Origin of the sequence: Rhodococcus sp. WB1 (assembly GCF_001700945.1) — a bacterium.
Taxonomy (GTDB): Bacteria; Actinomycetota; Actinomycetes; order Mycobacteriales; family Mycobacteriaceae; genus Rhodococcus; species Rhodococcus aetherivorans.
Map to the genome: position 1 here is coordinate 5,734,853 of NZ_CP015529.1, position 20,836 is coordinate 5,755,688.

The following is a 20,836-nucleotide window of genomic DNA, read 5'->3' on the forward strand; positions in this document are numbered from 1 at the left end:
AGCTCCTACTGCCCTGGAACCGCGCTGTCCTCGTGGGCGTGGATCGGGCCCTCGGTGCGGGCGAGGTGCTCGCCCCGGCCACCCCATTTCAGCGCGATGATCTCCGCCGCGATCGACACCGCGGTCTCCTCCGGTGTGCGCGCCCCCAGATCCAGGCCGATCGGGGAGCACAGCCGGGCCAGCTCGTCCTCCGTCATCCCCGCTTCGCGCAGGCGCGCCAACCGGTCCTCGTGCGTCCGCCGCGACCCCATGGCACCGACGTACGCCAGGTCGAGCCGCAATGCCACCTCGAGCAGCGGCACGTCGAACTTCGGGTCGTGGGTGAGCACGGTGACGACCGTGCGCGAGTCGACGCGCCCCGCGGCCGCCTCGGCGGCGAGGTAGCGGTGCGGCCAGTCCACGACCACCTCGTCGGCGGCCGGGAACCGGGCGGCGGTGGTGAACACGCCCCGCGCGTCGCACACCGTCACGCGGTAGCCGAGGAACGAGCCGAGCTGCGCCATGGCGGCCGCGAAGTCGATGGCGCCGAACACCAGCAACCGCGGCGGCGGCTGGAACGAGTGGACGAACACCGACATGCCCTCGCCGCGGCGCTGCCCGTCCGGTCCGTAGTGCAGCGTCGCGGTCCGGCCCGCGGCGAGCAGACCCCGCGTGTCGTCGGCGACGGCGTCGTCCGCCCGCGCCGACCCCAGCGCCCCGTGCGCGCGATCCGGCCACACCGCCATGCGCCGACCAACCCACGCCGGATCGGGATGCTCGGTGACGGTGGCGACCGCGACGGGTTCCCCGGCCCGCACCGACGCGACGACCTCGCCCAGCTCGGGGAATCCGGCGACGTCCACCCGTTCGACGAACACGTCGATGATGCCGCCGCAGGTGAGCCCGACGGCGAAGGCGTCGTCGTCGGACACGCCGTACCGCTGCAACACGGGCACACCGTCCTCGATCACCTGCTGGGCGAGCTCGTACACGGCGCCCTCCACGCAACCGCCGGAGACGCTGCCGGTCACGGTGCCGTCGCCGGCGACGAGCATCGCCGCGCCCGGTGCGCGCGGCGCGGAACGGAACGTCGAGACCACGGTTCCCAAGGCGACGGTGTCGCCGGCCCGGTAGCGACGGTCGAGTTCGTCGAGAACCTCACGCACGGTGGACCTCCTCCAGCAGTTCCTGCAGCGTCGCGAGGCTGTGCCCGGCGAGCAGACGGTCGAGATGCGGCAGGGCGGCCGCGATGCCGGACTGCACCGGCTCGTACCCGGCCGCCCCGGCGTGCGGGTTGACCCACAGCACGGCGCGGGCGAGGCGGCGCAGCTGGGCGAGCTGCTCGGCGAGCAGGCCGGGATCGCCGCGTTCCCAGCCGTCCGAGAAGATCACCACGACGGCACCGCGCGCGAGCCCACGACGGCCCCACCGGTCCAGGAACGCCCGCAGGGTCTCGCCGAGCCGGGTGCCGCCCGCCCAGTCGGGGACCGCCCGGCCCGCCGCGGCGAGGGCGAGTTCCGGGTCGCGGGCCCGCAGCGCGCGCGACAGCCGCGTCAGGCGTGTGCCGAGGGAGAACACCTCGGTGTGGGCGGGATCGGCGCGGGTCACCACGTGCGCGAACCGCAGCAGCGCGTCCGCGTAGGGGCTCATCGATCCGGAGACGTCGAGCAGCAGCACCACCCGGCGCGCACGGGTCGCCTTGCCGTGCCGGCTCGGCCGGACGGGCTCGCCCCCGGCCGCGAGCATCCGGCGCACCGTGCGGCGCGGGTCGATGCGGCCCCGGCGCGACGGGCGCAGCCGCATCGCCGGGCGGGTGGGCGGTCGCGGATGCAGCGTGGCGATCAGCTCGGCGAGGTGCGCCCGCTCGGCGTCGGACAGTTCCGCGATGTCGCGACGGCGGAGCACGTCGGCGTCGTCCGCGGCGACCCGCAGTTCCGGACCCTCCCCGGCGGTCTCGTCACCCCCCGTGGATGTGAGTCCGGCGATGCGGGCCCGACGCGGGGTGCGGGTCTGCGGCGACGTCACGCCGGGTGCCGTTCCCCCGAACCAGCTTTCGAACGCGAGGTCGTAGCGGGGGATGTCGTCGGGGTCGTGGCACAGGGTGGCACGTCCGGTCCAGTACACCTGCCGGCGGTCGCCGAGGTCGATCTCGCGCAGGGCGCGCACGTAGGCCTCGGCGGCGTCCGAGGCGACGGGCAGGCCGGCCGCGGCGAGGGCGCGGGTGAACCCGGCGATCCCGACGAGGGGACCTCCGACGTCCGCGGCCGTCGTCATCGCGGGCCTCACCCCGTCAGGAGCCGGTCGAGCCCGGTGCGGACCACCCGGTCGAGGTCCTCCCGGTACTTGAGGACGGCGCCCAGCGTCGCGGCCGCGGTCGTCGCGTCGAGCACGTCGCGGTCGAGTTCGCGCAGCGCTCGTGCCCAGTCCAGCGACTCGGCGACGCCGGGCGGCTTGAGCAGATCCATCCCGCGCATGGTCTGCACCGCGTGGGCGACCTGCTCCGCGAGGTGTTCGGCGATGCCCGGGATGCGGCGGCGCAGGATCTCCACCTCCCGCGCGAGGTCGGGATGTTCGAGCCAGTGGTACAGGCAGCGGCGTTTGAGGGCGTCGTGCACCTCGCGGGTGCGGTTGGAGGTGAGCACCACCAGCGGCGGCGTCTGCGCCCGCACCTGCCCGAGCTCGGGGATGGTGACGGCGTTCTCGTCCAGCACCTGCAGCAGGAACGCCTCGAACTCGTCGTCGGCCCGGTCGATCTCGTCGACGAGCAGCACGCACGGCGCGTCGGTGAGCGCCTGCAGCAGGGGCCGCGCCAGCAGGAACCGCTCGGTGTACAGCGAGCGTTCCGCCTCCTCGGCCTCCAGGTGGCCGCCGCTCGCGGCCTCGAGGGTGCGCAGGTGCAGCAACTGCCGGGGGAAGTCCCAGTCGTAGAGGGCCTGGGACGCATCGATGCCCTCGTGGCACTGCAACCGGATCAGCGGCAGGGCCAGCGCGTCGGCGAGGGCAATGGCCAGCGATGTCTTGCCGGTGCCGGGTTCCCCCTCGCAGAACAGCGGGCGGCCCATGCGCAGCGCCAGGAAGGCGACCGTTGCGAGGCCGTCGTCGGCGAGATAGCCCGTCGTGTCCAGCGCCCGCGCCAGCTCCTCCGGTGAGCCGATCGCCGCCGATGCCGTCATGCTGCGAGCCTATGGCAGCGCCGCTGCCGTGGCGTCCTTTCGGAGCTCCGGAAGTCCGGAAAGGCACCATTGCCGAATGCCGTCCACCAGCTCGTCGCGGGCCGACAGCTGCGGCGCGTGATCGGTGTCCAGCGTGATCACCCGGGCCCCGGGCACGAGCCGCTGCATCTCGCGCTGGGCGACCAGCGGGACGGTGCGGTCGAGGGTGGCCTCGACGTACAGCCGGGGCACGGTCCCGAACCGCTCCGGTGTCCAGGCCGGCGCCATGAGGCGGGCCGTCTCGAGCTGCGGGACGAGCCGGCGCGCGGCGGCGACGGCGTCGGCCGGGGCGGCTTCGTGGAAGAACACCGCCGCCCCCGCTTCCGGGGGCACCACGGTGCCCCGTCCGTCGGCCGTGGGCCGCAGCCACCGCGAGATCCCGACCGGTGGTGCGAGACCGAGGGCGTCGCACAGCTGCCCGAACCCGGTGCCCGACGGCAGCATCATGCCCGCGACGTACACCACCCCGGCGATACGGTCGGGGAGCTGCTCCGCCACCTGGGTGACGACGATGCCGCCGCCCGAGTGCCCGACGAGGAACACCGGGCCGTCGAGCGTGGTGACGTGCGCGGCGACGTGGCCGGCGACGTCGTCGAGGGTGACGTCGGTCGCGCCCCACGTGCCGGCGCCCGGTAGATCCAGCGCGTGCGGAGTGAACCCCGCGGCGCGCAGCGGACCCAGCACGGTGTCCCACACCCAGGCCCCTGCCCAGGCCCCGTGCACCAGCACGACGTGTGTCACGGCAGGTCCCGCCCCGCGGCGGCGAGCACGCGGGCCGCCTCACGGACGGCGGCGGTGTTGGCCCGGCCCTGCCGCGACCCGGCCAGCTTGGCTCTGATGTGCTCGCGCACGGTGATGGGCTCGTAGCACTCGTCGCCGGCGAACTCGGGGAGCGTGGCGATCACCGCGTCGACGTTGCCGTCGTGGAAGAACGCGGCCGAGCGGCGGCGCACGATGGTGCCGTCGACGATCGGCGGCTTGACGCGGTGCAGTGTCGACATCCAGCGGTCGCCCGTCAGCCGCGCCGTCAGATCTCCGAGGTTGACGAGCAGGCCGCCCTCGATCGGGGCGACGTCGTGCCAGACGCCGTCACCGCCGAGCACCTGTAGTCCGGCGACGCGGTCGGCCCACAGCACGGTCACCAGACCGAAGTCGGTGTGCTCTCCCATGCCGGTGAGTTCGCCGTCGAGCCGGACGGTGCCTTCGGGCAGGGCGTAGTTGTTCATCCGCAGCACGTCGATGGAGTGGTCGGTGAGCGTGTCGAAGAAGTCCGGCTCCCGGCCCAGCGCGTCGGCGAAGATGCGGGTGAGGGTGCGGGCCACCCGCGCGGCGTGCGCCCGGTAATTCTGCACCGCCGCCCGGAATCCGGGCACGTCCGGCCACACGTTGAGACCGTAGTCCTCCTCCGGCAGCGACACTTCGGGGAACGAGCGTGCCTCGGTGCCGATGTTGAACGCCTCGAAGAAGTCGTTCATCCGCCCGGCGGATTCCACCCCGAGGCTCAGGCTCAGCGACTCGCTCTTCGGCGGACTGTAGCCGCGGTTGGCGCCGGCGACGCGGTAGCGGTTCTTCGTCTCGCGCGGGAGGGCGAAGAAATCGTCGAGGGCGGTGGTGAAGTCGTCGAGGATCGTCCCGGGGATGCCGTGACCGAGGATCTGCACGAATCCGACGCGGCTGCAGGCCTCGTCCATCTGTTCGGCGATCCGGAGTCGGTCGGAGTCCCCGCCGCCGGTCACATACGGACCGATGTCGATCGTCGGGACCTCGAAGGGCTCACGCGTGGGCAGGGACAACGGATTCTCCTGTGATCTGGTCGCTTTCGGTTCCGGGGGTGCCATCGGCGGATCGCCGGGCCGCGGCGCCGAGCCTGGTGTGGTTGAACAGCAGGTTGAGCGAGAACGCGGTGATCGCCGCGAGGGTGATGCCACTGCCGAGCAGGATCTGCGCGGCGGACGGGAACTTGTCGAACATGCCTTCCGCGAGTTCGGGGACGAGGCCGATGCCCACGGCGACCGCGGCGATGGTGGTGTTGATCCGGTCGGAGAGGTCCACCTTGCGCAGGGTGTTGATGCCGACGACGGCGACGGTGGCGAACAGGATCAGGCCCACCCCGCCGACGACGGGCTTGGGCAGTGCGGCGACGACCGAGCCGACCTTGGGCAGCGCACCCAGCACGACGAGGATGACGCCGCTGGTGGCGGTGACGTAGCGGCTGTAGACGCGGGTGGTGGCGACGGCACCGACATTCTGCGTGAACACCGTGTCGACGAACGCGTTGAAGATGCCGCCGAAGATGCCGGACAGGCCGTCGCCGGCGAGGCCGCGGGCGATGTCGGATTTGGTGACGGGCTTGCCGGTGATCTCGCTGACGGCGAGCATGCTCGCCGTCGACTCGGCGAACACGACGGCCATCACGATGCTCATGGCGACGACGGCGGTGATCGGGAATTCGGGCCCACCGAAGTGGAAGGGAGTGGGCACACCGAGCCACGCGGAACCGGAGACACCGCCGAGGTCGATCAGGCCCATCGGCAGCGCGGCGACGGTGCCCACGAGCAGGGCGATCAGCACACCGAGCTGCGTCCAGATCCCGCGGCCGAGGCAGATGAATCCGATGGCGACGGCCATGACCGCCACGGCGAGAGCGATGTTCGCGGGATCGGCGAACGTGGGCGCGGTGGGATCGGTGCCGACGATGAGCCCACCGGCGACACCGATGAGGGAGATGCCGACGACGGTGAGCACGGCGCCGGTCACGAGCGGTGGGAAGAACTTGATCACCTTCGCGAACGGCCACGCCAAGGCCAGACCGACGATGCCACCGACGAGCATCGACCCGTACACCGCCTGCAGGCCGTATTCCTCGGCGATGAGGATCATCGGGGTCAGCCCGGCGAAGGTGGCGCCGCAGACGATGGGCAGTCGGACGCCGGCGAGTTTGCCGACGCCGAGGCTCTGGATGATCGTGATCAGGCCGGCGATCAGCAGGTCGGCGTTGATGAGCATCGCGACGGTCTCGCGGTCGAGACCCACGGCGGCGCCGAAGACCAGTGGGACGGTGATGCATCCGGTGTACATGATCAGGACGTGCTGGATGCCGAACGCCAACTGCCGCCCGAAGGGCAGTCGGGTGTCGACGGGATGGGCTGTTGCCATGGAGGGCTCCGTCCGGGACACAAGGCTGTATACGGTGATGAATACAGTTCTAGCCCAGCGCCTTTACGGACGACAGCCACCACGTTTCGCGCAGGTAATCAATTTCTCACCGCCGGCGGCTGACGCCGCCGGTGTGCCCTTTGGGCTGTTGCCGCCACCCAAAGGACGCACCGCCTACGTCAGCCGCCCGTGCACGCGCAGCCGGGCGATGCCCCCGTCGGGGTAGACGTCGAGCCGCACGTGCCGCAACGGCACGGCCGCGTCGACGCGGAACCGGTGCCGGCAGTCGGGCAGCAGTGCCGTCCGCGGCACGAGCTCGACCCACGCGGATTCGTCGGAGAGCGCTGCGCCGTCCGGGATTCCGATCAGTCGTGCCCACCCGGGGGCGTTGCCGACGAAGTACGAGGTGTCGATTTCGACGTGGTCGACGTGGCCCTCCCCGGCCAGGCGCACCACCACATGGTCGTTGCCGCCGTCGCGGCGGCGGGCGTTCTCCCAGCCCTCGCCCATGTGCCGCGCCCGGCCGGGGGCGATGATGTTGCGCGGGGACGAGTAGAAGCGGTTCGAGCAGTCCACCACGTCGGCCCCGTGCTCGAGCGCGGCGAGGTCGATCGTCCCGGTGAGGAACGCCGGGTCGGGCCGGGGCTCGCCGTGCACCCGCAGCCGGGCCACCCCACCGTCGGGAAAGATGTTGAGCCGCAGGTGTGTCCATCGGAATTCGCTGTCGACCGCGAAGGTGTTGGCGGTGTCCCCGGCGAGGGCCACCTTGTCGAGGATCGGCTGCCACGGCGCCGCGAGCAGCTGGTCCGGTGTCGGATACCCCTCCGCCTCGACGGCGTCCACCGAGGCGAACGGCGGGTAGTTGCCGGTGAACCATGCGGTGTCGATCACCACGCCGCGCACGACTCCGGGCACCCCGAGCCGGACGATCGCGAAGTCGTGGCCGGGTTCGCGGCGCCGACGGGTCTCCCAGCCGTCGTACACCTTGCCCTTGTGCCCGAAGTCCCCGGTGTCGAAGGCCGGGGGTTCCGGGGTGACGAGATTCTCCCGCTGGGCGAACAGTTCGTCGTTGGCGTACACCACGGAGCCGGCGAGGGTCCGGGACGCGAGGTCGGGCAGCTGCAGGAAGGCGGGGTCGGTCACGGGTTCGTCCTCTCACGGTCGAGCAGGCGCCCGCGCGGCGTCCGGCCCACGGGGCGGCCGCCGAGCCACGTCCCGCGGACCACCCCGGCAAGCGCGGTCTCGGCATAGGGGGTGACGGCGTTGCGGTGGTGCAGGCGTTCGGGGAAGACGACGAACGCGTCGTCGGGGGCGAGGACGCAGAAGTCCGCGACGTTGCCGATCGCGATCTCGCCCCGGTCGGTCATGCCCACCAGGTCGCGGGGGCCTCGGGCCATCCATCGGGTCACCTCCGTCAGGGTGTGGCCGCGGCGCCTGGCCTGGGACCACACGATCGGCAGGCCGAGCTGCAGCGACGAGATGCCGCCCCACGCCTCGGCGAAGTCTCCGGTCGCGAACTTCTTCAGTTCCGGCACGCACGGCGAGTGGTCCGAGACCACCGCGTCGATCGTGCCCTCGGCGAGGCCGCGCCACAGGTCTTCCCGGTTGCTCGCCTCGCGGATCGGCGGGCAGCATTTGAAATGGGTCGCACCGTCCAGGATCTCCTCGCTGAACAGCGACAGGTAGTGGGGGCACGTCTCGACGGTGACGGGCACGCCGTCGGCCTTGGCCTGCGCGATCAGCGGCAGGCTCCCGGCGTCGGACAGGTGCAGAATGTGGGTGCGGCAACCCGTTTCCCGGGCGCCCTCGAGCACCTGGGCGACGGCCCGCGACTCCGCGGCCGGCGGACGCGACCGCAGGAAGCCGGCGTACCGGCGGCCCGCGGCCGGCGGCTGGGCGTCGAGGGTGGGCCCGTCCTCGGCGTGGACGATGAGCAGGCCCCCGAAGCCCGCGATCGTGCGCATCGCGGCGAACATCTGGTCCCGGTCGAGCGGCGGATACTCGTCCAGCCCGGAATGGGCGAGGAAGCACTTGAAGCCGTACACGCCCGCGTCCCAGAGCGGTTCGAGGTCGGCGAGGTTGCCCGGCACGGCGCCGCCCCAGAATCCGACGTCGACCGAGATCTGTTCGGCGGCAACCTTCTTCTTGACCTCCAGCGCAGCGACGTCGACGGTGGCCGGCACGGAGTTGAGCGGCATGTCCACGACGGTGGTGACGCCGCCCGCGGCGGCCGCGCGGGTCGCGGTCGCGAATCCCTCCCACTCGGTGCGGCCGGGGTCGTTGATGTGCACGTGCGTGTCGACCAGACCGGGCAGAAGAGCCTCGTCGTCGGCGAGGACGAACTCCTCGGCGCCCGCGGGGGCAGGGGCGTCGTAGGCCCCGATCGCGGCGATGCGCCCGTCCCGGAGCACGACCGAGCAGGGGTGTTCGCGGTCGCCGACGACGGCGCGTCGCGTGCGGATCACGGTGGGCATCCGGTAGGTCCTTCCTGTCGGCCCGCGAGCCGCGTCAGCCGGTCCGGCGTGGTCTCCGCGCGGTCGCGGACCTCGGTCTCGGTGAGGGCTCCGCAGGCGAGGCCGCGGAGCAGGAACGTGGCCAGGGCTCGGGCCGTCGCGGGTTCGTCGAGATAACCGGAGTCACGCCCCGGCGACAGGTAGGCGGCGACGCGGGCCGCCGCGGTGGGGAACGAACGGCGGTAGAACGCGAACGTCGCGGCATAGCGGGTGGGCAGTTGCGCGGGGTGCAGGTCCCAGCCCTGGTAGAACCCGCGGCGCAGCGACCGCTCCACCAGCCGGGCGTGCAGGCCCCACGCGGCCCGGATCTGTTCGCGGGTGCCGACGGGGAGGCGGTTGGTGGATCCGTCGGACAGGGGTACGCCGGTGCCGGCGGCGGCCACCTGCATGGTGGCCTTGGCGTGGTCGGCGACGGGGTGGTCCATGGCCTGGTATTCGGCGGCGATGCCGCACGCGGCGGAGTAGTCGTAGGTGCCGTAGTGCAGTCCCGCGCAACGGCCCGCGGCGGCGTGCAGCATCCGCGCCACCTGCGCGGTGCCGTCGGGACCGCAGATCGCCTGCGGGGTCTCGATCTGGATCTCGAACCGCAGGGGAACGGCGAGCCCGTGCGCACGCTCGAGGTGCTCGCACACGGTGACCATCGCGGAGACCTGCTCGGGTGCAGTCACCTTGGGCAGGGTCACGACGAAACAGTCCGGAGCGGAGGTCTTCTCGACGAGAGCACCGACGAAGGCGTCGAGCGTGCGGATCCCGCGACGGCGGGTGGCGGGCTCGAGACACTTGAAGCGCAGCCCCACGAACGGGGTGGCGGAGGGATTGCCGGCGAGAACGGTGGCGGCCCGGGCGACGTGGGCGTCCTCGTCGGCGTCGCGGTGCGGGCCGGGCACGTCCGTCTGGGGGAATCCGTCCTCGAAGTCGATGCGCAGATCTTCGATCGGCTCGGTGCCGAGCTTGGCCCGCACGAGCGGTAGGACCTGTTCGGCGAGCTCCGGTTCGATCCCCGTCACGCCGGCCAGGTCGCCGGGGCCGGAGCAGTTCTCGTCGAGCACCCGGCGGGCGTGTGCACCCCACTCGGCGACGGTCGTCGCGTCGTACCGGTGGGCCGGCACGTACACGGTGTGCACGGGTTGCCGCGCCGGTGTCGTCCCGGGATAGGCGGTGGCGTACGCGGCGTCGACGGGCCCGAGCGTCGCGTCGAGCGAGGCGTGGAGCCGTTCGAGTCCGTCCACCGCTGCACACTCCCGTCGTCTGTATCCACGGCTGTATACGCGTGGCTCCGCCGACGGTAGTGGCGTCGTGTCAAGCGAACGGTTAACCGCGGTAACGACGGTGTTACGCGGTGGACCGCGTGCGGCGAGCGAATGTATCGCTCACCTCCTCAGTCCGAGTCGGTGATACATTCGCTCGCCCCACCCGGGCGGGTGCTCAGCCGGCGGCCGAGAGATCGAGGCGCGTGGCCGACAGATCCGTGCGGCGCCGGGCCAGGTCAGCGGCGCCGACGATCCCGGCGTCGGGGCCGAGCTCGGCCAGCCGCACCGGGGCGGCCGGGCGGTGCCCGCGTCCGGTCAGCCGCTGGGCGAACGTGGCGACGGCGGGCCCGCGCAGCAGTTCGCCGGCCTCGCACACACCGCCGCCGAGGACGAACACCTCCGGGTCGAGGAACGCGGCGAGGTCCGCCATGCCGTGCCCGAGCCACGTGCCGATCGTGCGGAAGCACTCGAGCGCGGCGGCGTCGCCCTCGCGGGCGGCGGTGGTGACGTGGTGCCCGGTAATCTGCTCGGCGCGCCCGCCGGCCAGCTCGAGCAGCCGGCCGGCGAGCGCGGGCGAGACGCTCGCGATCTCCTGCGCCTCCCGCACCAGGGCCCGCCCGCTGGCGTAACGCTCCCAGCAGCCGTGGTTCCCGCACCCGCAGCGACGGCCGTGCGGCTCGACGTTGAGATGGCCGAGTTCCGCGGCCAGCCCCGAGGCTCCGCGGTGCAGGGCGCCGTCGATGATCAGACCACCGCCGATGCCGGTGCCGACGGTGAGCACGATCGCGGTGCGGGCACCCCGGCCGGCGCCGAAGCGTGCCTCGCCCCAGGCGGCGGCGTTGGCGTCGTTCTCGACGACGGTCGGCAGCCCGCACGCGGCCTCGACGGCCTCGCCGAGCGGTTCGCCGCGCCACGCGAGGTTGGGGGCGAACAGCACGGTACGGCGATCGGACGCGACGAATCCGGCGGCGCCGATGCCCACCGCGCACACGTCGTGCGCGGCGCGGAGTTCGCGGACCACGTCGGCGACGACGTCCTCGGTGCGGGCGGGGTCGTCCGACGGGGTGGCGCGGCGGAGCCGGGCGTGCAGGGTGCCGTGTTCGTCGACCACGCCGGCGGCGACCTTGGTGCCGCCCACGTCGATTCCGATGGTCAGTGCCATGTCTGTTCTCTCCCTGACTGTTCTGTTACCGGGGTGCCCGGGATTCAGGCGGCGTCCATGTCCTCGAGTTCGCGGCCCTTGGTCTCCTTGACCCAGCGCAGGACGAACAGCAGCGACAGCACCGCGCACACGGCGTAGAAGCCGTACGACAGCCCCAGCGACAGTTCCTTCATGGCGGGGAAGCTCACGGTGATGACCCAGTTGGCCGCCCACTGCGCGCCGGCGGCGAGCGACAGTGCCGCCGCGCGGATCCGGTTGGGGAAGGCCTCGCCGAGCAGGACCCACACGACCGGTCCCCACGACATGCCGAACGCGACGACGAACAGGTTCGCGGCGATCAGCGCGATCGGTCCCTGCAGTCCGGTCAGGTGCGGGGTGGTCACACCGTCGACGACGGTGGTGGAGGCGGTGGCGAAGACGACGGCCATCGTGGTGAGGGTGACGGCCATGCCGCCCGAGCCGATGATCAGCAGGGGCCGGCGTCCGATGCGGTCGACGAACGCGATGGCCACGAGGGTGGTGGCGATGTTGACCACGGACGTGACGACGGTGATGACGAGGGAGCTGTTCTCGTCGAATCCCACTGCCTGCCAGAGGATGCTGGAGTAGTAGAAGATCACGTTGATGCCGACGAACTGCTGGAACACCGACAGCCCGATGCCGATCCACACGATGGGCAGCAGGCCCAGCGCGGGTCCCCTCAGGTCGCGCAGCGACGGGGTGCGCTCGTGGCCGAGGGTGGCGCGGATCGATTCGATGCGCAGGTCGATGCCCTGCTCGCCGAGCAGCGTGCCGAGGATGCCGCGGGCCTCCCCGATGCGGCCCTTCGCGACGAGATAGCGCGGGGACTCCGGGATGGTGAGCGTCAGGAATCCGTACACGAGGGCGGGAACGGTCATGGACAGGAACATCCAGCGCCACGCCTCGAGCCCGAACCACAGTTCCTCGCGGGAGCCACCCGCGAGGGCGGCGAGGGCGTAGTCGACGAGCAGAGCGGCGAAGATGCCGACGACGATCGCGAGCTGCTGCAGCGATCCCAGGCGACCGCGTACCCGGGCGGGGGAGATCTCGGCGATGTAGGCGGGGGCGATGACGGAGGCGAGTCCGACGCCGACACCGCCGACGATGCGGAACAGGACGAGAGTTTCGACGTTGAAGGCGAATCCGGTGCCCAGCGCGCTGACCAGGAACATCGCGGCGGCGACCTGCATGGTGGTGAGCCGGCCGTAGCGGTCCGCGATGCGGCCGGCGAGGACGGCGCCGCCGGCCGCGCCGAGCAGGGCCGAGGCGACCGCGAAGCCGAGGACGGCGGACGAGACGGCGAACCGGGATTCGATGGCCGACACGGCACCGTTGATGACGGCGCTGTCGAAGCCGAACAACAGGCCGCCGAGCGCGGCGATGGCGGCGATGCGGACCGGCACCGGGGCGCCGGCGGTGTCCGGTCCGGTGTCGGGGACGGTCGGGAGCGCGACGTGGTTACTCATGGGACTCCTCGTGGGCGGCGGGACCCGGCCGCGGCGGTCCCGTTCCGGGAGGCGAGTGGCGGCGGTCACGCGAACTGTGTGCTGGACCACAGTAGGACGAAGCGGCGTCAGTCGTCAAGAAATGAATGAAAAAAGCGTCTTGAGACGCTACCTATGTTCGAATTTGAACCTAGTTCTGGACGTGAGTCGGCGCCGAAGCCTCGAAGATGATCTTCAGCGGGGGCTGGCCGCGCGCAGTCCCAGGGCGACCGCCCCGAGTACCTGGGCCCGGGCGCCGAGCGCCGCCGTCCGTACCTGCACGGTGCGCGCGGCGCTGGGCACCGCGTACCGCTCGATCGCGCGACGCAGGGGCTCGAGCAGCAGCTCTCCCGCCAGGGCGAGTTCGCCGCCGATCAGGAGGAGCTGCGGATTGAGCAGGTTGCACAGGCTCGCCGCCGCGACCCCGACGTGGCGGCCGGTGTCCGCGAGCACCCGGGCACACCCGGCGTCGCCGGCCTCGGCGAGTGCCACCACGTCCGCGATCGTCAGGCCGGGCCCCCGGCTCGGCTCGAGCAGCCCGATCACCACGTGCGAGGCCACCATCGTCTCGAGGCAGCCGCGGTTGCCGCACCGGCACACCTGGCCGAACTCGTCGAGGGAGGTGTGGCCGATCTCGCCGGCCGTGCCGGCGCGGCCCCGGTACAGCCGCCCGTCCAGCACCAGTCCGGCGCCGACGCCGTCGGACAGCTTGATGTAGGCCAGGTCGTCCACGCCGCACCCGGCACCCCAGATGTGCTCGGCCAGCGCACCGAGATTGGCGTCGTTGTCGACGTGGACGGGAAGCGCGAGCCGCTCGGCGGCCAGTGCGGCCGGGTCGACGCCCACCCAGCCCGGCAGGATCGACGGCCCGCCGATCCGGTGCGTGGCGGACTCGACCGGCGCGGGCAGGCCCATGCCGACGGCCGCGACGGCGTCGCGTCCGCACCCGAGCTCGACGAGGGCGTCGTCGAGAAGTGCCCCGGCCCTTGTTATCCCGTCCTCGGCGCGATGTCCGGTCGCCAGCTCGACCCGCTTCTCGGCGAGGATCTCGTGCGACAGGTCGGCGACGGCGACAGTGAGATGCCGGTGCCCGAAATCGATTCCGACGGCCAGGCCCGCCGACCGGGTGAGCTTCACGGCCCGCCCCCGCTGGCCCGGGCGCTCGGCCGCGGCCACCTCCACCAGGCCGCTGGTGGTCAGTTCCCGCACCAGATTCGACACCGTGGCCGGGGCCAGACCGGTGCGCCGGGCGATCTCCGCCTGGGTGAGTTCGCCACCGGACTGCAGAACCCGAACCACCCGTTGCTGATTGGCCGACCGCAGCGACGACTGCGAGCCGGGGTGGTCGGTGTCCTCACGCATCCGCCCAGGGTACCGTCCCTCGGCCCTCCGCTCGCTCCGGCCGGCGCGGAAGATCTGCGACCGGCCTGGTCGGATGCGCGCGTCACGCGCGCTGGTCGCGGCTGACGGCGAAACGCGCGGATCCAGCAACGCACGAGGGCTCGCCCCCGTCGCGTCCGAGTAGGACGGGGGCGAGCCCGGTCGGCCTACGCCTCGGCCAGGCGTAGTTTCGTGGTCACCTGCGCGAGGCGGGTGATCCGGGCCCAGTCCCGGGTCTGCACCGCATCGGCGGGGGTGAGCCACGAGCCCCCCACGCAGCCGACGTTGGGCAGCGCGAGGTAGTCGGGGGCGGTTGCGACCGAGATCCCGCCGGTGGGGCAGAACCGGGCCGCGGGCACGGGGGAGTGGACGGCCGCGAGGAACCGGGTGCCCCCCGCGGCCTCCGCGGGAAAGAACTTCATCTCGCGGTAGCCGCGTTCGAGGAGCAGCAGCACCTCCGAGACGGTCGCGGCACCCGGCAGGTGGGGCAGTCCCGTGTCGGTCATGGCCTTCAGCAGCGACTCCGTCGCGCCCGGCGACACCAGGAAGCGCGCGCCGGCCGCCGCGGCCTGCGCGGCCTGGCCGGGTTCGACGATCGTGCCGGCACCGACGGTGATCTCGGGAACCTCGGCGGCGATCCGCTCGATCGCCTCGAGGGCGCACGGGGTGCGCAGAGTCAGCTCGATCATCGGCACACCGCCGTCGACGAGGGCCCGGGCGATCGGGACCGCGTCCGCGGCATCGTCTATCACGACGACGGGAACGACGGGGGTCACGTCCAGCAGGCTCATCGGGGTCTCCTTCACGCGGGGTTGGGTTGGAAGACGCTGGCGCCGAGGGTGGCCGGGCCCACGGCGGCCCGCAGGCCCGCGAACAGTTCCCGGCCCGTGCCCGTCCAGGCGTCGTCGGTGGGGGCGTGGCCGGTCGCCACGCGGTCGGCGAGTGTGGCGTCGGACAGGTGCACGCACAGCGAGCCGGCGACGGCGTCGACGGTGATCAGGTCGCCGTCGCGGACGCGGGCGAGCGGGCCGCCGGCCGCGGCCTCGGGCGTGACGTGGATGGCGGCGGGAACCTTGCCGGACGCGCCCGACATCCGGCCGTCGGTCACCAGCGCGACCCGGCGCCCGCGGTCCTGCAGCACCCCCAGCGCGGGGGTGAGCTTGTGCAGCTCCGGCATTCCGTTCGCGCGCGGACCCTGGTAACGCAGCACCGCCACGACGTCGCGGTCGAGTTCGCCCGCCTCGAAGGCCGCGAGGAAGTCGGCCTGGTCGTCGAACACCCGGGCCGGCGCGGTGACGATGTGGTGCTCCGGGGCGACCGCGGACACCTTGAGCACGGCCTCGCCGAGGTTGCCGTCGAGCACCTTGAGCCCGCCGTCCACGGCGAACGGGTCCACGACGCCGCGCAGCACGGTGCGGTCGAGGCTCTCGGACGGCCCGGTCTCCCACTGCAGCGTCCCGTCGCGCAGCCGCGGCTCCTGCGTGTACCGGTGCAGACCGGGGCCGGCGACGGTGGTGACGTCGTCGTGCAGCAGGCCCGCCGAGAGCAGTTCCGAGACGACGACACCGAGCCCGCCGGCGGCGTGGAAGTGGTTCACGTCGGCCGCGCCGTTGGGGTAGATCCGGGCGAGCAGCGGCACGACGGCCGACAGGTCCGCCAGGTCGCGCCACGTGAGCGTGATGCCCGCGGCCCGCGCGATCGCCACCAGGTGCATCGTGTGATTGGTGGAGCCGCCGGTGGCGAGCAGTGCGACGCAGCCGTTGACGACGGCCCGCTCGTCGACGACCTCCCCGACCGGGGTGAAGGCGGAGCCGAGCGCGGTGAGGCCGGTGACGCGGCGCGCGGCCTCGTCGGTGAGCGCGTCCCGCAGCTCGGTGCCCGGGTTGACGAAGCTCGCGCCGGGCAGGTGCAGGCCCATCACCTCCATCAGCAGCTGATTGGAGTTCGCGGTGCCGAAGAACGTGCACGTGCCGGCGCCGTGATAGGACGCGGCCTCGGCCTCGAGCAGGTCTTCGCGTCGAGCGCGGCCCTCCGCGTAGAGCTGCCGCACCCGGGCCTTCTCGCCGTTGGGCAGCCCCGACGTCATCGGCCCGGCCGGGACGAACACCGTCGGCAGGTGCCCGAAGCCCAGGGCGCCGATCAGCATGCCGGGGACGATCTTGTCGCAGACCCCGAGCATGAGCGCGCCGTCGAACATGTCGTGCGACAACGCGATAGCGGTGGACATCGCGATGACGTCGCGGCTGAACAGCGACAGCTGCATGCCGTCGCGGCCCTGGGTGATGCCGTCGCACATGGCCGGGACGCCGCCGGCGAACTGTGCGATGCCGCCCGCCTCGAGGACCGCGGCCTTCAGCCGCGCCGGGTACTCCTCGAAGGGCCGGTGCGCCGAGAGCATGTCGTTGTAGGACGAGACGATCGCGATGTTCGGCTTCACCAGCCCGCGCAGCGCGGACTTGTCGGCGGGCTCGGCCGCGGCGAATCCGTGGGCCAGGTTGGCGCACGCGAGGCGCCCGCGGGCAGGCCCCTTGTCGGCGGCGGCGCGCAGCCGCTCGAGGTAGGCGGCACGCTCGGCCCGGCTGCGCCGGACGATGCGGTCGGTGACCCGGGCGAGAACGGGATGGACGTGGCTCATGAGGAAGGTCCTTCGTACCAGGCGCGGCCGTCGCGCTCGATGAGGGTGATCGCGTCGGTGGGGCCGGACGTACCCGCCGGGTAGCGGCGCGGCACCCGGCCGGTGCGGTCCCAGGTCTGCAGGATCGGCTCGACCCATGCCCACGCGGTCTCGACCTCGTCGCGGCGCATGAACAGGGTCGGGTCACCCCGCACCACGTCCATCAGCAGCCGCTCGTACGCGTCGGGGGACGGACGGTCGAACGCGTCCACGTAGTTCAGATCCAGCGACACCGGACGCAGGCGGATCCCGCCGGGCCCGGGTTCCTTGGCGGTCATGTGCAGGCAGATGCCCTCGTCGGGCTGCAGCCGGATCACCAGGCGATTGGGTTCGGTGGCGCCCTCGGCCCGGGGGAACATCGGGTGCGGAACGTCCTTGAACTGCACCACGATCTCGGAACTGCGCTTCTCGAGACGCTTGCCGGTGCGCAGGTAGAACGGCACGCCGGCCCAGCGCCAGTTGCGCACCTCCGCGCGCACCGCGACGAAGGTCTCGGTGCGGCTGTCCGGGTTCTCCACCTCGTCGCGATACCCGGGCACGGCACCGCCGTCGACCAATCCGGGTCCGTATTGCCCGGTGACGGTGAATCTTTCGACGTCGTCGGGCGTCATCGGCCGCAGTGCCTGCAGCACCTTGAGTTTCTCGTCGCGCACGGTCTCGCGGTCGACGACCGTCGGCGGTTCCATCGCCACCAGGCACAGCACCTGCAGCAGGTGGTTCTGCAGCATGTCGCGCAGCGCCCCGGAGGTGTCGTAGTAGCCGCCGCGGGTGCCCACGCCGAGGGATTCGGAGACGGTGATCTGCACGTGGTCGATCCACGTCGAGTTCCACAGCGGCTCGAGCAGGGTGTTGGCGAACCGGGTGACCAGCAGGTTCTGGACACTCTCCTTGCCGAGGTAGTGGTCGATGCGGAAGATCTGCGACTCGTCGAACACCTCGCCGACCGCGTCGTTGATCGCGCGGGCGGATGCGAGGTCGCGGCCGATGGGCTTCTCGAGCACCACCCGCGACGTCGGCTCGACGAGTCCGTGCCGGGCGAGGTGATGGGAGATCGGCCCGAACAGCGAAGGGGCGCAAGCGAGGTAGAACACGCGCACGGAGTCCGGGGCCAGGACGTCGCGCAGGGCGGACCAGTCGTCCCCGCCTGCGAAGTCGACGCTCACGTAGTCGAGGCGGTCCAGGAACCGCGTGAGGGTGCCGGCATCCAGCAGGTGGGCGGGTACGAAGCGTGCGAGCTCGCCGCGGACCTTGTCGCGGTAGCCGTCGGTGTCGAGGCCGGCGCGCGCGGCGCCGACGATCCGGCTGCCGGGCGGCAACTGGCCGTCGTGATCGCGCAGGTAGAGGGCGGGCAGGAGCTTACGGACGGCGAGGTCGCCGGTGCCGCCGAAGACGACGACGGTACAGGGAGAGGCGGGTGACATGGCTTGTCCTCCCGAATGAGGGGGTGAGGGCTGTCACTGGCAACCGTAGAACATCTTCCGCACTGAAACAACAAACTTACGCATTTCTAAGAACAAAGTCCGGTTCGACGCAGCACGCCGCGGCTGCACGAGGCGCTCTCGGGTGCGGTTCCTTGGTTCAATGGCGGTATGAGCCGATCCTCCAGCGCGCCCGCCACAGCGGGCGAGGTCTTCGCCCTCGTCCGCGCCGGCGCCGCGACCACCCGAAGTGAGATCGGGCACCACACCGGGCTCTCCCGCACCGCCGTCGCCGCCCGGGTCGCGGCACTCCAGGACCTCGGCCTCGTCGTCGAAACGGAGGAGGGGCCCTCCACCGGTGGGCGGCCACCGCTCACCCTCACCTTCGGGGCCGGCGCGGGCATCGTGCTCGTCGGCGCGATCGGCCGCAGCCGCACCCAGCTCGCCGTCTGCGATCTCGCCGGGGAACTGCTCCGGACCGAGGACCTCGAGCAGGAGATCGGGGCGAGCCCGGGCGAGCTGATGCCGAAGATCGTCGCGCACCTCACCGACCTGCGCGACTCGCTCGGTCCCGGCGCACCCCGCACCGTCGGCATCGGGGTGAGCCTGCCGGGCACGGTGGACACGGTCCGCGGCTGCAGCCTCGACTCGCCGATGATGGCCGGCTGGGACGGTGTCGAGTTGCAGCCCTTCCTCGCCGGCCTCGGTGCAGCGCCGGTGTTCGTCGACAACGACGCGAACGTCATGGTGCTCGCCGAAAGACTCGGCGAACGACGGAAGTTCGATGACATGCTCCTCATCAAGGCGTCCACGGGCCTCGGCGCGGGCATCGTGTCGGGCGGTGTGCTGCAGCGCGGCGCGGTGGGCGCGGCCGGCGAGATCGGGCACACCAAGACCGCCGCCGCCCAGGGCGTCCTGTGCCGCTGCGGCGACGTCGGCTGCGTCGAGGCGATCGCCGGGGGCTGGGCCCTGGTCCGCGACCTGCAGGAGCAGGGCCGGGACGTGACCCACATCCGCGACGTCGTAGCCCTCGCCGTCGGCGGGGATGCGGAGGCGCGCCGCATGATCCGGGACAGCGGCCGGCGGATCGGTGAGGTGATCGCCGGTGCCGTCAACCTCCTCGACCCGGCGGTGCTCGTCGTGGGTGGCGACATGGCCGAGGCCTACGACGTGTTCGTCGCCGGACTGCGCGAAACCCTCTATCGCGACGCGGTGTCCGTGGCCACCCGCGCCCTGCAGATCCTGCCCTGGTCGCACGGCGATCGCTCCGGGATGATCGGCTGCGCCTCCATGGCTCTCGACCAGGTGCTCAGCGTGCGCGCCGTGGACCGGATGGTGGCCGAGCGGGGCCGCTGATCCGGCTACTCCGCCGGTTGACGGCGGATGAAGTCGGCCATGCCCGGGACGGTGAAGGCGATGCGACCGTGCTCCGGTGCCCAGATCAGGCCCTTGCGGATGGCCGAGTTGCGGACGTCGCTGACACCGGTGGCGGTCGAGCCCATCAGCTGGGCGACCTTCCCGGACCGCGGGGTCTCCTCGCCGGTGGCGGCGAGCGCGGTGAGGTAACGGCGCTCGCGGTCGGTCGCCCGGTTCCAGCGGGACGGGAAGAATCCCTCGTCGAGGTGACGCCGGCCCACCTCGACGGCGAGTTCGGCATCCTCGAGCTGAAAGGGGCTGTGCGGAGCGATGTTCCAGATCGCCTTCCCGTACTCCTGGAGGAAGTACGGGTAACCGCCGCTGGCTTGGACGAGCACGGCGAGCGCGTCGTCGGTGAAGTCCCCGCCCTGACGGCGTACCGGGATGCGCAGGGCGTCGGCTGCGGCCGCCGGGGTGAGGGGGCCGATGGTGCTGTAGAGGAACTGTCGCTCCGCGTACGAGCGGTTGCCGGCCAGCACCGCGGGAAGATTGGGTAGTCCGGCGCCGATGAGGAAGAACGGCCATTCGCGCTGGCTCGCCCGGTGCTGGACGGCGAGCAGCGCCGACAGCAGATCGGAGTCGAGGTCCTGCATCTCGTCGATGAACAACCCGAATGCGCTGGATCTGGGCCGCAGTTCGGCGGTGATCGCTTCGACGAGTTCCTCGAGGTCGAGATCGATGTCGCCACTGGCTGCCGGACGCTGGTCGAGGGAGAAGCTTGCGGTCGCCGGGCCGAGGCCGAGGTCGAGGGAGAAGCCGCGGGCGAGGTCGATGAGCGGGTCGATCGCGTGCTGGATCCGGTGCTTGCGGCTGTAGCGGCGCAGTCCGACCGTCAGCTCCTGGGAGAGCTTGGCGCGGACCGCGGTGGTGCCGGCCTCGCTGGGGCGGGCCTCGATGGCGATGGTGAGCCATCCCTGCCGGTCGGCGTGCTCGACGAGGGTGTTGAGCAGGGTCGTCTTCCCGACCCCGCGCAGTCCCGACAGGATCGGGCCACGGTCGTAGTTCTGCCGTTTGCTGCGGGCGACCAGGAGTTCGAACGCCCCGATCTGCTCGTCGCGCCCCTCGAGCGCCGGCGGCCGGAGTCCGGAGCCGGGCTTGAACGGATTGAGCTCGAGGTCCATGGGGCGAGTATAGAGACTTATGGAGTTCTATCTGAAGTTCTCCATAAATG

General features: G+C 72.0%; 17 protein-coding genes. 1 reads left to right on the plus strand and 16 read right to left on the minus strand.

The annotated features are described in order from the left end of the window. Positions 1-5: 5 nt before the first annotated feature. The 15 genes from A4U64_RS25720 to zwf all read right to left on the minus strand — a co-directional run bounded on the left by A4U64_RS25720 (position 6) and on the right by zwf (position 18,252). Positions 6-1,145 carry an XdhC family protein gene (locus A4U64_RS25720; RefSeq protein ID WP_006944119.1) on the minus strand — a complete coding sequence of 380 codons (1,140 nt, stop codon included), beginning with the start codon at positions 1,143-1,145 and terminating at the stop codon, positions 6-8. After that, a complete protein-coding gene (locus tag A4U64_RS25725) occupies positions 1,138-2,253 on the minus strand; it encodes a vWA domain-containing protein (RefSeq protein ID WP_006944118.1) in 1,116 nt (371 codons plus the stop codon). The genes A4U64_RS25720 and A4U64_RS25725 overlap by 8 nt, the downstream gene beginning before the upstream one ends. 8 nt (positions 2,254-2,261) lie before the next feature. Then, positions 2,262-3,152, minus strand: coding sequence for an AAA family ATPase (locus tag A4U64_RS25730; RefSeq protein ID WP_006944116.1), 891 nt, complete (start codon positions 3,150-3,152; stop codon positions 2,262-2,264). A gap of 9 nt (positions 3,153-3,161) precedes the next feature. Then, positions 3,162-3,932 carry an alpha/beta fold hydrolase gene (locus A4U64_RS25735; RefSeq protein ID WP_006944115.1) on the minus strand — a complete coding sequence of 257 codons (771 nt, stop codon included), beginning with the start codon at positions 3,930-3,932 and terminating at the stop codon, positions 3,162-3,164. Next, the gene (locus tag A4U64_RS25740) at positions 3,929-4,984 is read right to left on the minus strand and encodes an isopenicillin N synthase family dioxygenase (RefSeq protein ID WP_006944114.1); all 1,056 of its coding nucleotides are present in this window, start codon (positions 4,982-4,984) and stop codon (positions 3,929-3,931) included. The genes A4U64_RS25735 and A4U64_RS25740 overlap by 4 nt, the downstream gene beginning before the upstream one ends. Then, positions 4,965-6,347: a uracil-xanthine permease family protein gene (locus A4U64_RS25745; RefSeq protein ID WP_006944112.1), complete on the minus strand. Its 1,383-nt coding sequence runs from the start codon at positions 6,345-6,347 to the stop codon at positions 4,965-4,967. Before A4U64_RS25745 ends, A4U64_RS25740 begins: the two co-directional genes overlap by 20 nt. Before the next feature lie 174 nt (positions 6,348-6,521). Beyond that, positions 6,522-7,490, minus strand: coding sequence for an allantoicase (alc, locus tag A4U64_RS25750; protein ID WP_006944110.1), 969 nt, complete (start codon positions 7,488-7,490; stop codon positions 6,522-6,524). After that, on the minus strand, positions 7,487-8,821 hold the full coding sequence (gene allB / locus A4U64_RS25755; protein ID WP_006944109.1) for an allantoinase AllB: 1,335 nt from the start codon (positions 8,819-8,821) through the stop codon (positions 7,487-7,489). The genes alc and allB overlap by 4 nt, the downstream gene beginning before the upstream one ends. Further along, positions 8,809-10,089 (minus strand): DUF6986 family protein, encoded by a 1,281-nt coding sequence (locus A4U64_RS25760; RefSeq protein ID WP_065923319.1) that lies wholly within the window; start codon positions 10,087-10,089, stop codon positions 8,809-8,811. The genes allB and A4U64_RS25760 overlap by 13 nt, the downstream gene beginning before the upstream one ends. Positions 10,090-10,285: 196 nt before the next feature. Then, positions 10,286-11,272: an ROK family glucokinase gene (locus A4U64_RS25765; RefSeq protein WP_006944107.1), complete on the minus strand. Its 987-nt coding sequence runs from the start codon at positions 11,270-11,272 to the stop codon at positions 10,286-10,288. A gap of 44 nt (positions 11,273-11,316) precedes the next feature. Then, positions 11,317-12,759, minus strand: a complete 1,443-nt coding sequence (locus A4U64_RS25770) for a sugar porter family MFS transporter (RefSeq protein ID WP_065923320.1) — start codon at positions 12,757-12,759, stop codon at positions 11,317-11,319. Positions 12,760-12,972: 213 nt separating this feature from the next. Next, positions 12,973-14,139, minus strand: a complete 1,167-nt coding sequence (locus A4U64_RS25775; protein WP_006944105.1) for an ROK family transcriptional regulator — start codon at positions 14,137-14,139, stop codon at positions 12,973-12,975. Positions 14,140-14,324: 185 nt separating this feature from the next. Further along, on the minus strand, positions 14,325-14,948 hold the full coding sequence (eda, locus tag A4U64_RS25780; protein ID WP_006944104.1) for a bifunctional 4-hydroxy-2-oxoglutarate aldolase/2-dehydro-3-deoxy-phosphogluconate aldolase: 624 nt from the start codon (positions 14,946-14,948) through the stop codon (positions 14,325-14,327). Between the two features lie 11 nt (positions 14,949-14,959). Then, a complete protein-coding gene (gene edd, locus A4U64_RS25785; protein ID WP_006944103.1) occupies positions 14,960-16,792 on the minus strand; it encodes a phosphogluconate dehydratase in 1,833 nt (610 codons plus the stop codon). Further along, entirely contained in the window at positions 16,789-18,252 is a 1,464-nt protein-coding gene (gene zwf, locus A4U64_RS25790) for a glucose-6-phosphate dehydrogenase (protein WP_006944101.1), read from the minus strand. Before zwf ends, edd begins: the two co-directional genes overlap by 4 nt. 168 nt (positions 18,253-18,420) lie before the next feature. Between zwf and A4U64_RS25795 the strand changes: the two genes are divergently transcribed. Further along, positions 18,421-19,605: an ROK family protein gene (locus tag A4U64_RS25795; protein WP_006944094.1), complete on the plus strand. Its 1,185-nt coding sequence runs from the start codon at positions 18,421-18,423 to the stop codon at positions 19,603-19,605. Positions 19,606-19,610: 5 nt separating this feature from the next. On the opposite strand, the gene A4U64_RS25800 is transcribed toward A4U64_RS25795, so the two are convergent. Then, positions 19,611-20,786 carry an ATP-binding protein gene (locus A4U64_RS25800; RefSeq protein WP_006944092.1) on the minus strand — a complete coding sequence of 392 codons (1,176 nt, stop codon included), beginning with the start codon at positions 20,784-20,786 and terminating at the stop codon, positions 19,611-19,613. Positions 20,787-20,836 lie beyond the last annotated feature (50 nt).

Coding starts and splice junctions, on each gene's coding strand:
- A4U64_RS25725 (WP_006944118.1), bottom strand. CDS start 2,253: ATGACGACGGCCGCGGACGTCGGAGGTCCCCTCGTCGGGATCGCCGGG.
- A4U64_RS25730 (WP_006944116.1), bottom strand. CDS start 3,152: ATGACGGCATCGGCGGCGATCGGCTCACCGGAGGAGCTGGCGCGGGCG.
- A4U64_RS25745 (WP_006944112.1), bottom strand. CDS start 6,347: ATGGCAACAGCCCATCCCGTCGACACCCGACTGCCCTTCGGGCGGCAG.
- allB (WP_006944109.1), bottom strand. CDS start 8,821: ATGCCCACCGTGATCCGCACGCGACGCGCCGTCGTCGGCGACCGCGAA.
- A4U64_RS25765 (WP_006944107.1), bottom strand. CDS start 11,272: ATGGCACTGACCATCGGAATCGACGTGGGCGGCACCAAGGTCGCCGCC.
- A4U64_RS25770 (WP_065923320.1), bottom strand. CDS start 12,759: ATGAGTAACCACGTCGCGCTCCCGACCGTCCCCGACACCGGACCGGAC.
- A4U64_RS25775 (WP_006944105.1), bottom strand. CDS start 14,139: ATGCGTGAGGACACCGACCACCCCGGCTCGCAGTCGTCGCTGCGGTCG.
- eda (WP_006944104.1), bottom strand. CDS start 14,948: ATGAGCCTGCTGGACGTGACCCCCGTCGTTCCCGTCGTCGTGATAGAC.
- edd (WP_006944103.1), bottom strand. CDS start 16,792: ATGAGCCACGTCCATCCCGTTCTCGCCCGGGTCACCGACCGCATCGTC.
- zwf (WP_006944101.1), bottom strand. CDS start 18,252: ATGTCACCCGCCTCTCCCTGTACCGTCGTCGTCTTCGGCGGCACCGGC.
- A4U64_RS25795 (WP_006944094.1), top strand. CDS start 18,421: ATGAGCCGATCCTCCAGCGCGCCCGCCACAGCGGGCGAGGTCTTCGCC.
- A4U64_RS25800 (WP_006944092.1), bottom strand. CDS start 20,786: ATGGACCTCGAGCTCAATCCGTTCAAGCCCGGCTCCGGACTCCGGCCG.